13 protein-coding genes are annotated in these 12,883 nt (G+C 69.2%); 8 read left to right on the top strand and 5 right to left on the bottom strand.

The genetic code is table 11. The annotated features are described in order from the left end of the window. Positions 1–37 precede the first annotated feature (37 nt). Genes HNP44_RS01165 through HNP44_RS01175 form a run of 3 tightly spaced genes read right to left on the bottom strand, consistent with a single transcriptional unit; the run spans position 38 to position 3,155 of the window. Positions 38–1,354 carry an ABC transporter substrate-binding protein gene (locus tag HNP44_RS01165; protein WP_259144031.1) on the bottom strand — a complete coding sequence of 439 codons (1,317 nt, stop codon included), beginning with the start codon at positions 1,352–1,354 and terminating at the stop codon, positions 38–40. Positions 1,355–1,392: 38 nt separating this feature from the next. Then, positions 1,393–2,196, bottom strand: a complete 804-nt coding sequence (locus tag HNP44_RS01170; protein ID WP_259144266.1) for a carbohydrate ABC transporter permease — start codon at positions 2,194–2,196, stop codon at positions 1,393–1,395. Positions 2,197–2,222: 26 nt separating this feature from the next. Beyond that, positions 2,223–3,155 carry a carbohydrate ABC transporter permease gene (locus HNP44_RS01175; protein ID WP_259144032.1) on the bottom strand — a complete coding sequence of 311 codons (933 nt, stop codon included), beginning with the start codon at positions 3,153–3,155 and terminating at the stop codon, positions 2,223–2,225. 191 nt (positions 3,156–3,346) lie between these two features. On the opposite strand from HNP44_RS01175, the gene HNP44_RS01180 reads away from it, so the two are divergent. From HNP44_RS01180 to phoU, 8 genes are all read left to right on the top strand, one after another. Then, a complete protein-coding gene (locus HNP44_RS01180) occupies positions 3,347–3,628 on the top strand; it encodes a hypothetical protein (RefSeq protein WP_259144033.1) in 282 nt (93 codons plus the stop codon). Then, a complete protein-coding gene (locus HNP44_RS01185) occupies positions 3,625–4,587 on the top strand; it encodes an ABC transporter ATP-binding protein (RefSeq protein ID WP_259144034.1) in 963 nt (320 codons plus the stop codon). Before HNP44_RS01180 ends, HNP44_RS01185 begins: the two co-directional genes overlap by 4 nt. Further along, positions 4,584–5,402 carry an ABC transporter permease gene (locus HNP44_RS01190; protein WP_259144035.1) on the top strand — a complete coding sequence of 273 codons (819 nt, stop codon included), beginning with the start codon at positions 4,584–4,586 and terminating at the stop codon, positions 5,400–5,402. Before HNP44_RS01185 ends, HNP44_RS01190 begins: the two co-directional genes overlap by 4 nt. Further along, positions 5,399–6,556: a sensor histidine kinase gene (locus tag HNP44_RS01195; RefSeq protein WP_259144036.1), complete on the top strand. Its 1,158-nt coding sequence runs from the start codon at positions 5,399–5,401 to the stop codon at positions 6,554–6,556. The genes HNP44_RS01190 and HNP44_RS01195 overlap by 4 nt, the downstream gene beginning before the upstream one ends. After that, the gene (locus HNP44_RS01200; RefSeq protein ID WP_259144037.1) at positions 6,553–7,191 is read left to right on the top strand and encodes a response regulator transcription factor; all 639 of its coding nucleotides are present in this window, start codon (positions 6,553–6,555) and stop codon (positions 7,189–7,191) included. Before HNP44_RS01195 ends, HNP44_RS01200 begins: the two co-directional genes overlap by 4 nt. 155 nt (positions 7,192–7,346) lie before the next feature. Further along, positions 7,347–8,333, top strand: a complete 987-nt coding sequence (locus HNP44_RS01205; RefSeq protein WP_259144038.1) for an acyl-ACP desaturase — start codon at positions 7,347–7,349, stop codon at positions 8,331–8,333. 140 nt (positions 8,334–8,473) lie between these two features. Beyond that, positions 8,474–9,676: a tRNA dihydrouridine synthase DusB gene (gene dusB, locus HNP44_RS01210; RefSeq protein ID WP_259144039.1), complete on the top strand. Its 1,203-nt coding sequence runs from the start codon at positions 8,474–8,476 to the stop codon at positions 9,674–9,676. 500 nt (positions 9,677–10,176) lie between these two features. Further along, a complete protein-coding gene (gene phoU, locus HNP44_RS01215; protein WP_259144040.1) occupies positions 10,177–10,839 on the top strand; it encodes a phosphate signaling complex protein PhoU in 663 nt (220 codons plus the stop codon). Between the two features lie 69 nt (positions 10,840–10,908). On the opposite strand, the gene HNP44_RS01220 is transcribed toward phoU, so the two are convergent. Both HNP44_RS01220 and pstB read right to left on the bottom strand, forming a co-directional pair. Next, positions 10,909–12,048, bottom strand: coding sequence for an FHA domain-containing protein (locus tag HNP44_RS01220; protein WP_259144041.1), 1,140 nt, complete (start codon positions 12,046–12,048; stop codon positions 10,909–10,911). A 49-nt stretch (positions 12,049–12,097) separates the two neighbouring features. Beyond that, positions 12,098–12,874, bottom strand: coding sequence for a phosphate ABC transporter ATP-binding protein PstB (gene pstB, locus HNP44_RS01225; RefSeq protein WP_259144042.1), 777 nt, complete (start codon positions 12,872–12,874; stop codon positions 12,098–12,100). Between the last annotated feature and the right edge of the window lie 9 nt (positions 12,875–12,883).

Below are 12,883 nucleotides of genomic sequence, written 5' to 3' on the forward strand. Positions count from 1 at the left end.
GTCACTCCTAGTTCGTACGAAACCGCTCGTGCCGGGTCTACTTCGGCAGCTTGGGCTTGATCTGCGAGTCGATCTTGCCCTGGATGGTCTTCTGGAGCGCCCCGAGCACGGCCGCGGCGTCGCCGCCAGTCGCGATCTGCTGCAGCGCCCGGCCGATGTCCTCGCCGCCACCCGGTACGAAGACGCGGGCGTTGTCCTGGCTGCGGGTCAGCGGCAGCTGCTTGACCGCGGTGCCGAAGTTCGGGTTCTTCTCGATGAAGGCCTTCATCGACGGCTCGTCGACGGCGGCCTTGCGCACCGGCATGTAGCCCGTGGCCTGGGAGAACTTCGAGGTGTTCGCCGTGTTGGTGAGGAACTCGATGAACTTCACGGCCGCGGCCTTGCGCTCGGCCGAGATGCCCTCGGCCACCGCGACACCCGCGCCGCCGGTGGGGCACGACTTGCCGGCGGGGCCGGGCAGGAAGGCGGTGCCCAGCTCGAACTTGGCGGTGGTGCTGATCGTCTTGAGCGAGCCGGTGGACTGCAGCGTGACGGCGGCCAGGCCGGCGCCGAAGTCGTTCTCCGGGGTGGTGGCCAGGCGGCCCCACTTACCGATGACGTCCTTGAGCTGGTTGGCCGCGGCGATCGACTCCGGAGTGGTGAACTTCAGGTCCCAGCCGTCGGAGTAGGCGCCGCCCTTGGACCAGTTCCAGCCCTCGAAGACCCAGTCGATGTAGTTCTCGCCGTCGGCGATGACGATGGCCTTCTTGTCGCCGCCGATGGCCTCCTGGATGCGGGGCGCCCACTGCGCGAACTCGTCCCAGTCCTTGGGGCCGCGGTCCTCGAGGCCGGCCTTCTTCCAGACGTCCTTGTTGTAGTAGAACAGCGGCGTCGAGCGGGCGAAGGGCACGGCGTAGTGCTTGCCCTCGAACTTCGTGTCGGCGAGCAGGGAGTCGACGTAGTCCTCGGGCTTGAGGCCGGCGGCGCCGAAGAGATCGTCGAGGGGCGCGATCTGCTTGTTCAGCGCGAAGTTGAACCAGGTGACATCGGAGACGACGATGATGTCGGCCTTGTCGCCGCCGGAGAGCGAGGTCTGGAACTTCTGGGCCACCTGCTCGTAGTTCTTGCCGCCGTCGAGCAGCTCCACCTTGATGCCGGGCTTGGCCTTCTGGAACTCCTCGATCAGCGCCTGTTCGGTGGCCTTCGAGCTGCCGGGGTGGTTACTGAGGAAGCGCAGCGTGATGTCGCCGCCGCTGCCGCCGCTGCCCGAGTTCGACGAGCCGCCGCCCGAACCCGAGCCCGCGCACGCCGCCGCCACCGCCGCGGTCGCCGCGAGGCCGGTGACGAGGAATCCGCGCCGTGTGAAGTCGCCCATGAGTTTCTCCCTTGGTGTTTCTTCTGTGGTGGTCCCGGTCAGCCCTTGACGGCGCCGGAGGTCAGGCCCTTGATCATCTGCCGTTGCAGGATCAGGAAGACGACGAGCATCGGCAGGGCGGTGAGCAGGGTGGCCGCCATCACCGGCCCCCAGTTCACCCCTTGCTCGGTGTTCTGGAGCAGCGTGAGTCCGACGGGCAGCGGCGCGACCGCGGCGTTGTCCGACATGAGGAACGGCCAAAGGTACTCGTTCCACTCGTTCACCAGCGTGATGACCGCGAAGGCCACCATCGTGGGGATGGAGATCGGCAGGATCACCCGGAACAGCAGCCGCAGGTGTCCGGCTCCGTCCATGCGCGCCGCCTCCACGATCTCCTTGGGCAGCGAGAGGAAGTGGTTGCGCATGAGGAAGGTGCCGAAGGCGACGCCCGCGAGCGGCAGGATGATGCCGACGAAGGTGTTGCGATAGTCCGCCATGAGCGCGTAGTTCGAGATGACCGTGATCTGGTTGGGCACCATGAGAGCCGCGATCACGACGAGGAAGAGCAGCTTCTTGAACGGGAAGCGCAGGAAGACCAGCGCGTAGGCGGTGCTCACGCCGAGGACGAACTTGATGGTCCCCGTGACGAGGGTGATGATCGCCGAGTTCCGCAAGTACTGCCAGTACGGGATCTCCTGCGTCACGTAGCTGTAGTTCTCGGGATACCAGGTCGGCGGCCACCACGTCGCGGGCGAGACGAAGATGTCCGGCCTGTCCTTGAACGAGGTGATCACGATGAAGTACACCGGCACGGCCACGAGTAGCAGCGTCGCCGCCATACCGAGGTAGCCGAGCGCCTTCATGCCGGTGGCGCCCGTGGGCGATCCGCTCACTTGTCGTCCCCCCGGTCCATCATCCGCACCTGCACCACGGTCACGATCAGCAGCACGAGGAACATGATCGTCGCGATGGTCGCGCCGTAGCCGGCGCGTTGGTTCCGGAAGGTCTGCCAGTAGATGTCGAAGACCATCGTCGTGGTGCCCCCCTGTGGGCCGCCCGCGGGGAACATGATGTTGATGATGTCGAAGACCTGAAGACTGTTGAGCAGCACGGTGATCGACAGGAAGTAGGTCGCCGGTCGCAACTGCGGAAGCGTGACGCGGACGAACTTGCGCCACGGCGGGGTCCCGTCGATCGCAGCGGCCTCGTCGAGGTCCTTGTTGAGCCCCTGCAGTGCCGCGAGGTAGATGACGAAGGTGTATCCCAGGTTCTTCCAGATGTAGGTGAAGGTCACGAGGAACAGCGCCCAGCCCGGATTCTGGTAGAAATCCGGGCTCTCGATGCCGAACCACGCGAGGATCGAGGCGACCGCGCCGAACTGCGGGTTGAAGACGAAGTAGAAGGCCGCGCCGATCGCGGCGCCCGAGATCACGAAGGGCGCGAAGACCGCGGAACGGACCAGGTTGCGACCCTTGAGGTTCTGGTCCAGCAGCATCGCCAGCGCCAGGCCCAGCACCATGGAGAAGACGACCGCGCTCACCGTGAAGATCAGCGTGATGGTGACGACCTGCCAGCTCTCCGCCTTCGAGAAGAACTCGCGGTAGTTGTCGAGCCCGATCCACCGCGCCGGGTCCACGCTGGCCAGCGACCAGTCCTGGAAGCTCAGGCGCACGTCGTCGATCAGCGGGCGATAGGTGAAGACGGCCAGCAGCACCAGGTTCGGCACGACGAACAACAGGAACAGCAGGTTGTCCTTGGGTACCAGGTTGGCGGCCAGCCCCGTCTTGGGTGATGGCTCCACCCGTTCGGTCGTGGCGGTCACTGCCGTAGCGTGCTGCACTTCCCCGTCCGGCGGAGGAAGAACGGGAAAAGATTCGGTAACGAATGAGTGATCGCACGGGGGCGGCGCGGCGACCCGGCATGACAGATGTCATCGAGAATCGGTGACAACCTGCGGGAAACCGCTGACAGCGCGCACTACTGGGCGGCCCGGATCGCCGAGAAGCTGAATGCATGAACGCCAACGATCTCCACACCGCCCACCGCCCCGACCATCCGCCCGCGGCACCGTCGCCCGGCGGGCTGCACGACTTCTTCGTCGACGTCTGCCGACTCGGCCCCGCCCCGACCCGGGCCCGCGAGGGCGCCGTGATCGTCGCGACGGTCGTCCTGATCGCCCTCGTCGTGGTCGTCCTGCAGCCGCCCGTCGTGCTGGCCTCGATCGTCGCGGGCCTCGCCGCGCTGCACCTCGCGGTGCGGTGGGTGCTCGGCATGCGGAAGTGGGACCGTCGATGAGCGCGCCCACGTCCGCCGCCGGCCCCGTCATCGAGGCGACCGGACTGCGCCGCACCTACGGCACCGGCACCGACGCCTTCGAGGCCGTACGCGGCATCGACCTGCGCGTCGAGGCCGGCGAGGTCTTCGCCCTCCTCGGCACCAACGGCGCCGGCAAGACCTCAACCCTCGACCTGCTGGAGGGCCTCGCCCGGCCGAGCGCCGGCGAGCTCGCCGTCTTCGGCCTCGACCCGCACACCGAGCGGCGCCGGGTCCGCCCGCTGACCGGCATCATGCTGCAGTCCGGCGGCCTGCCCGCCGAGCTGACCGTGCGCGAGACCCTCGAGATGTGGCGCGGCACCTGCAGCAACCCCACCACCGCCGACGCCGTGCTCGACCGCGTGACCCTGCGCGAGCGCGCCGACGTCCGGGTGGGCGCCCTCTCGGGCGGCGAGCAGCGGCGCGTCGACCTCGCGTGCGCACTGATCGGCCAGCCGCGCCTGCTGTTCCTCGACGAGCCGACCACCGGCCTCGACCCCGAGAGCCGCCGCTCCACCTGGAAGCTCCTCGCCGAGCTCAAGCGCGACGGCGTCACGATGGTGCTCACCACGCACTACCTCGACGAAGCAGAAGCGCTCGCCGACCGCATCGCGATCATGCACCGCGGCGCGATCGCCCGGCTCGGCACACTGCGCGAGATCGTCGGGGGCCACCCCGCCGAGATCGCCTTCGACGACCCCGGCGTGCCCCTGCCGTCGCTCGCGGGCGGCTGGTCCGCCGAGGCCGACGGTGCCGGCCGCGTCACCCTGCGAACCTTCCGGCTGCAGGACGACCTGCACGCCCTCCTCGGGTGGGCCGCCGACCGCGGCCTCGCGCTGTCCGGGCTGCAGGCCCGTCACCCCTCCCTCGAATCCGTCTTCCTCACCATCGCGAGCGGAGACGAGACCGTCGCCGACGAGACGATCGGAGTCCCCGCATGACCACCGCCACCAGGCCGACCGTCGTCGGCTACGGACGACATCCCCTGCGTGCCCTCGCGCACGCCGAGTTCCTACAGTTCCGGCGCAACAAGACGCTGCTCTTCATGGGCACCGTCTTCCCCATCGGGACGCCCCTGCTCCTGTTCTTCCTCGCGCGCGGCGACGCGGCACCGAAGCCGCTGGGCGTGGCGATCACGATGGAGATGTTCGCGGTCTTCGCGCTGCTCTTCGTGCAGTACTACTCGGTGCTTTCGATGGTCACGACCCGGCGCTCCGAGGGCGTGCTCAAGCGGCTGCGCACGGGCGAGTCCTCGGACCTCCAGATCCTCGCCGCCCCGGCCGTCCCGGGCATCGCGCTGACGCTCCTCGGCGCGGTGATCGTGGCCGGCGCGGTGTACGGCGCGGGCGGACCGCTGCCGGTGAATCCGCTGCTCATGCTGTTCGCGCTCGCAGCCGGGCTCCTGATCTTCACGCTCCTGGCGCTCGCCACCAGTGCCGTGACGAAGAACGCCGAGGCCGCCCAGATCACGTCGATGCCGGTCATGGTGCTCTCGATGGTGGGCATGGCGAACATCCGGCAGATCCTCCCCGAGCGACTCGCGCTCATCGCCGACTGGACGCCCTTCGCGGCGATCTCCGACCTCGTCCGGCTGGGGCAGGCGGGCCTCGCGCCCGGCGCCCCCGACGACGCCGCGACGCTCGGCTTCGCCGCCACCTTCGGCGAGACCGGCCGCCCGCTTGCGACACTGGCGGTATGGACCGTGATCGCAGTACTTCTCGCGAGGAAGTGGTTCCGCTGGGACGACCGCGGTTGATCCCCGCCCGCGTCCGGCGCGCGGTGGACTGGTGGCGCGACATGCCGGGTGTGGAGAAGTACCGCCTCTACACCCGGCTCGTGCTGCAGAGCGTGATGGTCGCCGTGGTCGCGATGCTCCTGATCAGCGGCAGCCGGACCTGGCCGACGATCGGCATCATCATCGCCGGGCTGGCGTCGATCGCCGGGATCGAGGCGCAGCCCGACCTCGCCATCCGCGCCACCGGCCGGCAGCGCCGCCTGGCCTGGCGGTTCGCCGTCGCCGGCGTCGCCGGGGTCTGGCTGGTGACCGTCGTCGGGTCACGGGTGATCGGCGCGGTCGACGAGCGCGAGGCCGCCGTCACCGCGTCGATGACGCTCCTGATGGCCTCCGCCGGCGTCATCCCGTTCGTCCGGCACCGGTGGCCCGTCTTGATCGCGGGGGCGATCCTGACCCCCCTCCTCACCCGCGGTCCGGACGGCTGGCAGCTCGGGCTCGTCCTCCTGCTCGTCGGCATCGGCCTGATGTGGACCTCGCGCAGCACCGTCTGGGGCCTGCAGGTGCTCAACGAGCTCGAGAACGGCAAGCGGCTCGCCGCCGAGCTCGAGGTCGCGGAGGAGCGCCTCCGCTTCTCCCGCGACCTGCACGACGTGGTCGGCCGCGCCTTCTCCGCCATGTCCGTCAAGAGCGAACTCGCGGCCACGCTCGCTCGGGCCGGCGCGGTAGAGCGCGCCGCCGGCGAGATGGACGAGGTCAAGGCCCTCGCGGTCTCCTCGATGGAGGACGCCCGCACCCTCGTCCGCGGCTACCGCGCCATCGACCTGGCCACCGAGGTCGCCGGCGCCCGCTCGCTGCTCTCCGCAGCCGGCTGCGAGCTTCGCGTCATCGGCGAGCCCGACGACGTCCCGCAGGCTTTCCACGAGGCCGCGGCCTGGGTCGTCCGCGAGGGCACGACCAACATCGTCAAGCACTCCACGGCCGCGCAGGCCGTACTCACGCTTCGCCCGTCGGGCCTGGTGCTCCGCAACGACGGTGCCGGCACCGCGACCGGGGGCGACGGCGCACCGTCGGGCATCGACGGTCTGCGCGGGCGGCTCCGGGCGGTGGGCGCCGGCCTGGATGCCGCGCACGACGGCGACGAGTTCACCCTGACCGCGACCTGGGAGGCAGTATGACCGACACACCGGCGATCGAGGTGATGATCGCGGACGACGAGCATCTGATCCGCACGGCCGTGGCCGCGCTGCTGGACCTGGAACCCGACATCTCGGTCGCGGCGGAGGCGGCGTCCGGCACCGAGTTGATCTCGCTGTGGGAGCGCCGCGCAGCTGAGGGGCTCCCGCCCGCGGTCGCGGTGATCGACCTGCAGATGCCCGGCCCGGACGGCATCGACACCGCGGCGGAGCTGTTGCGCCGCACGCCCGGCGCCGCAACGCTCATCGTCACCAGCCACGGCCGGCCCGGTTACCTCAAACGCGCACTCGCGACCGGGGTCCGCGGCTTCCTGCCGAAGACGGTGCCAGCGGCCACGTTGGCGCAGGTCATCCGCACCGTCCACGGCGGCGGGCGGTACGTCGACCCGGAGCTGGCGGCGGAGGCGATCAGTGCGGGCGATTCGCCGCTCACTCCCCGCGAGGCCGACGTGCTGGAGTTCGCCGTCGACGGGGCATCGGTCGACGAGATCGCGAAGCGGGCGCACCTGAGCGCGGGTACCACGCGCAACTACCTCTCCTCCGCGATGGCGAAGCTGGGGACGGCGAACCGGTACGAGGCGGCGGTACGAGCCCGCGAACTCGGCTGGATTCTGTGACCCCCGTCTCGGTGTAACGTACCCACGTCCCGTGACGATGCAGAGGGTGCGTCCTTACCCGAAAGCGTCACTTTCCGCTGGGGACGTTGAGTACAACGACCGAAGTGCGTAGACTTTCGGGATAATCTGGAACTGATCTAAACGTCGAAAGAGGAATGATGTCGACCCGCCAACTGACCCAGCTGGAGCTCCTGCGGGAGCTCTCCGGTGTCGCCGAGGACAACGTCAACCGCCATCTCTCGATGACGAAGGACTGGAGCCCCCACGACTACATCCCGTGGTCGGACGGCAAGAACTTCGCCGCCCTCGGCGGATCGGACTACGACCCCGAGGAAAGCCGCCTCGACGAGGTCGCCAAGGCCGCCATGATCACCAACCTCCTCACCGAGGACAACCTCCCCACCTACCACCGCGAGATCGCCGCCAACTTCTCCATGGACGACGCCTGGGGCCACTGGGTCGGCCGCTGGACCTCCGAAGAGAACCGCCACGGCATCGCCATGCGCGACTACCTCGTCGTCACCCGCGGCGTCGACCCGGTCAAGCTCGAGCAGGCCCGCATGATCCACATGACCAACGGCTGGGACCCCCAAGGCAAAGTCGCCCAGCACACCGAGCAGAAGATGACGATGCTGCACTCGGTGGCGTACGTGACCTTCCAGGAACTCGCCACCCGCGTCAGCCACCGCAACACCGGCAAGGTCTGCCAGGACCCCATCGCCGACAAGATGCTCCAGCGCATCGCCGCCGACGAGAACCTGCACATGATCTTCTACCGCAACATCTCCGCCGCCGGCCTCGACCTCGTCCCCGACCAGGCCATCCGGTCGATCACCGACACCATCAAGCACTTCGAGATGCCCGGCGCCGGCATGCCCGACTTCCGCCGCAACGGCGTCCTCATGGCCAAGCACGGCATCTACGACCTGCGCCAGCACAAGGACGAGGTCGTCATGCCCGTCCTGCGCAAGTGGAAGATCTTCGAGCGTGAGGACTTCAGCGCCGAGGGCGAGCGCACCCGCGAGGAGCTCGCCGCCTTCCTCGACGAGCTCGAGACCGCGGCCGTCAAGTTCGAGGAGATGCGTGACCGCTCGCTGGCCCGCGAGGCCGCGAAGCGCGAGAAGGCCGGACTGGCCGTCTAGCACCGACGCAACCGGAACCCGCTGCGCCTCCGGGCACGGCGGGTTCCGTCGTTTCCCGTCGCAGCAGTTTGCCAGGGCACGACGGGGCGGCGATCATGGAGGGCGGCGAGCGACCGCCGCACGACCACGGGAGAGCACTGATGACCACAGCCACCACGACGCAGCCCAAGCTGCGCATCGGCCGGTTCGAGCTCGATTCTCCCGTCGTGCTCGCACCGATGGCTGGCGTGACCAACGTCGCCTTCCGCAGCCTGTGCCGTGAGCTGGAGCGCGCACGCACCGGCACCGTCGCGGGGCTGTACGTGTGCGAGATGGTGACGGCCCGCGCCCTCGCCGAGCGGCACCCGGTCACGATGCACATGACCACCTTCGCGCCTGACGAGGATCCGCGCAGCCTGCAGCTGTACACCGTCGACGCGAAGTGGACCTACGAGGCCGCCCGGATGATCGCCGAGGAGGGCCTGGCCGATCACCTCGACATGAACTTCGGCTGTCCCGTCCCCAAGGTCACCCGCCGCGGCGGGGGCTCCGCACTGCCGTACAAGCGGAATCTCTTCGCGAGCATCGTCGACGCCGCGGTGCGCGGCATCGCCGACGGGGCCCCCGCAGGCTCCCCCCAGATCCCGGTGACGGTGAAGTTCCGCATCGGCATCGACGACGAGCACCACACCCACCTCGATGCCGGCCGGATCGCCGCCGAGCAGGGCGCGGTCGCCGTCGCACTGCACGCCCGCACCGCCGCGCAGCGCTACTCGGGCCAGGCGGACTGGGACGAGATCGCGCGGCTCAAGGAGCACGTGCACCACCACTTCGGCGACACCATCCCGGTGCTGGGCAACGGCGACATCTTCGCCGCCGAGGACGCGGTGACCATGATGGAGCGCACCGGCTGCGACGGCGTCGTTGTGGGCCGCGGCTGCTTGGGCCGGCCGTGGCTGTTCTCCGAGCTCTCCGCGGCGATCAACGGCACCCCGATGCCGACCCCGCCGCACCTGGGCGAGGTCACCGACATCATGTACCGGCACGGCGAGCTGCTGGCCGCGCACCACGGCGAGGACAAGGGCATGCGGGAAATCCGCAAGCACGTCGCCTGGTACTTGCGCGGCTTTCCCGCCGGCGGCGAGCTGCGCACGCGTCTGGCCACGGTCAAGACTCTCGCCGACCTGCGCGCACTGCTCGACACGCTGCCTCACGACGTGCCCTTCCCGAAGGATGCCGAGGGCCCCCGCGGCCGGCAGGGCACGCCCGGCAAGGTGGTCCTCCCCGAGGGGTGGCTAGACGATCCGTGGGAGTCGGACGCCGCGGCGATGCCGGGCGCCGAGGCGGAGACGAGCGGCGGATAGTCATGGCGGATAAGACCCCGATGCCGCCTACGATCACTCGGTAACAATTCGCGGGATTCTTCGGGAAATAATAGCAATCAAGACGCTCAGAACGGCTCGGTACGCGTTCAATTCGACCAATTCCCTCAGCCGAATGTCCATCACGCGCGATGCGCTCACCGAGCTGAGTACGACCGCCATTGAAACAGCGCGTTACAGCAGGAACGATGCCCGCTCAACGCTCTCACTGCATCGTCGAATGCTCGAGAAGATCTCCACTGCGCCTTTCACTCTGCGGTCTCAGCACGTGCGCGCGCCAATCTTCAACCTGATATTCATACAGGCATTGTCGCCGACCGGCAGATCAGCAAGGCGACGCTGCACTCGCGTTGCTTCTTCGAGCGTCTGACCGTCCTCGCGCACGTCCACGGCCGACGGACGTCTTCCCAGCGTCGAGCTTCGTTCACCCGCAGTTCATCATACGGTGCAATGACGTAAGAATCACACGTTAGACTCCGCACATGCGTAACGCGTACATCCAGCAGATGGCTGCTTTCAACGATATCCTCGGCGACATTTGCGACAAGTCGGGCATCGCCATGGAGAAGGCCACCAACTCGCTGCTCCAGGCCGACCTCGCCCTCGCCGAGGAGGTCATCACCGAGCACGACGAGATCGTGCGGCTGAGCCGCCGCGCCGAGGAGGAGGCCTTCTCCCTCCTCGCACTGCAGGCGCCGGTCGCCAGCGACCTGCGCGTCGTGGTCTCCGGTTTCCAGATCGTGGCCGACGTCGACCGGATGGGCGCACTCGCCCTGCACGTCGCCAAGGTGACCCGCCGCCGATTCCCGAACAAGACCCTCCCCGAGGAGGTCAACGGCTACTTCGCCGAGATGGGCCGCCTCGCGGTCGAGCTCGCGAACTCCGCCCGCGAGGTTCTGGTCACCCAGGACCCGAAGCAGGCCGCGGAGATCGAAGAGCAGGACGACGCGATGGACGACCTGCACCGCCACCTGTTCACCGTACTCATGGACCGCGAGTGGAAGCACGGAGTCGCCGCCGCCGTCGACGTGACGCTGCTGGGCCGCTACTACGAGCGCTTCGCCGACCACGCCGTGGAGATCGGCCGCCGCGTGATCTTCCAGGCCACCGGCAGTCCCGAGCCCACCGCCGACGTCTCGACGTAGCAACCGCACGCACGGCCGCCCTCCGGGGCGGCCGTTCCGCTGTCGGGGGTCAGGCGCCCCCTGCACGCTTCAGGCCCCGACGCCGTCCTGTAGCTGCAAGATCCTGCCCCCGAGGTGGATGTCGGAGCCCACGCCGAGCGGGACCGGCTGGCCCGGCGGGAGACGCAGCGGCTGCGCCGCGCCCGGCGGCCGCACCCATGTGCCGTTCGCCGAGCCCACGTCGACGGCGAGCACCTGCCAGCCGTCGATGCGGATCTCCAGGTGGGCGCGCGACAGTGCGCCACTGCGGTCCGGCAGGACGATGGGCACGAGCCGCCCGGCACCGCCCTGCGAACGGCCGGCGCGCTGCGCGACGAAGGCTGCGGGGTCGCGCCCGATCACCATGTCGTTCTCCACGACGAAGGCGGTGCCATCGTCGGCGACGAGCAGCCCCAGCGGCGGCCGCGGGCCGCTGTCCAACGGGGCCCGCCGATCGACGAGGGCGCCGCAGCGGGTGCAGTACGCGGCGACGGGCGCGTTGAGGTGTCCGAAGGCGCAGCGTCGTCCCTCGACCGTGGGCCCCGCCGCCACGGCGGCGCTCACATCGCCGACGTCCACCTCGTACTCGGTGGCGGCGAAGAGCGGACTCACGCCCGTCGGCTCCTCGTTGGTGGGCGCGTCGGCGGGGAAGACGTCGGTCGCGATCTCGCACTCCCCCTCGACCTGCACGGACGCCTCCGACCACAGCACGACTCCCGCGCCGGGCACGGCACCGTCGTCGAAGTGGAGCGCACCGGGCACGCACACGGGGGCGGGCGGCGGCGGCGGACCGACCGTCACGGTCACGACCGCGCCCGGAGCCAGCGGCGCGCCCCCCTCAGCGAAGCCCGGGCCGGCGTGCAGCACGTGACCGGGTGTGGCCGCCGCGGCGGACGGGAAGATCGCGAGGGTGATGGAGACGTCGGAGTCGGCGCCGGCGACGCCGCGGAGCATCGCCCGCGCCACACCGTTCCGCAGCTCGAGCACGGCGAAGGCCGGGCCGGTGATGGTGCTCAGGACGGGCGCGATGTCACCGTCGACCTCCAACGCCGCACGCAGTTCGGCGACTGCGGCAGGCGCGCCGACGGCCGGCGCGTCCACGAACAGGAACCGCTCGCGCGCGCGAGCCACCACCCGGTCGCCGGGCAGCACGGTGACGTACCGGTCGCCGGTCCGGGGCTGCGATGTCATCCCCCGAGGATACGGCTGATATCCGACGACACCGTTCCGGTGTGACCGGTCAGCCGAAGCGACCCGAGATGTAATCCTCGGTCGCCTGCTCGTTCGGGTTGGAGAACATCTTCTCGGTCGGGTTGATCTCGATGAGCTTGCCCGGCTTGCCGGTGGCCTCCAGGTTGAAGAACGCGGTCTGGTCGGAGACACGCGCCGCCTGCTGCATGTTGTGCGTGACGATGACGATCGTGTACTTCTGCTTGAGCTCGCCGATCAGGTCCTCGATGGCGAGGGTCGAGATCGGGTCGAGCGCCGAGCACGGCTCGTCCATGAGCAGCACGTCGGGGCTGACCGCGATCGCGCGGGCGATGCAAAGGCGCTGCTGCTGACCGCCGGAGAGGCCGCCGCCGGGCTTGTTCAGGCGGTCCTTGACCTCGCCCCAGAGGTTCGCGCCGCGCAGCGACTGCTCGGCGACCTCGTCGAGCTTGGACTTGCTCCGGATGCCCTGCAGCTTGAGGCCGGCCACGACGTTGTCGCGGATCGACATCGTGGGGAACGGGTTGGGTCGCTGGAAGACCATGCCGATGGTCTTGCGCACGCCCACCGGGTCGACGCCGGTGCCGTAGATGTCGGCGCCGTCCAGGGTGATGTGCCCGTCGACGCGCGCGCCCGGGGTCACCTCATGCATGCGGTTGATCGACCGGAGCACCGTCGACTTGCCGCAGCCGGACGGTCCGATGAACGCCGTCACCGAGTTCGGCGGCACCGTCAGCGAGACGTCCTGCACCGCGTGGAAGGCGCCGTAGTAGATGTTCAGGTCCTTGATGTCCAGGCGCTTCGCCATGATGGATCT

Source organism: Tsukamurella ocularis, from assembly GCF_024807615.1.
Lineage (GTDB): Bacteria > Actinomycetota > Actinomycetes > Mycobacteriales > Mycobacteriaceae > Tsukamurella > Tsukamurella ocularis.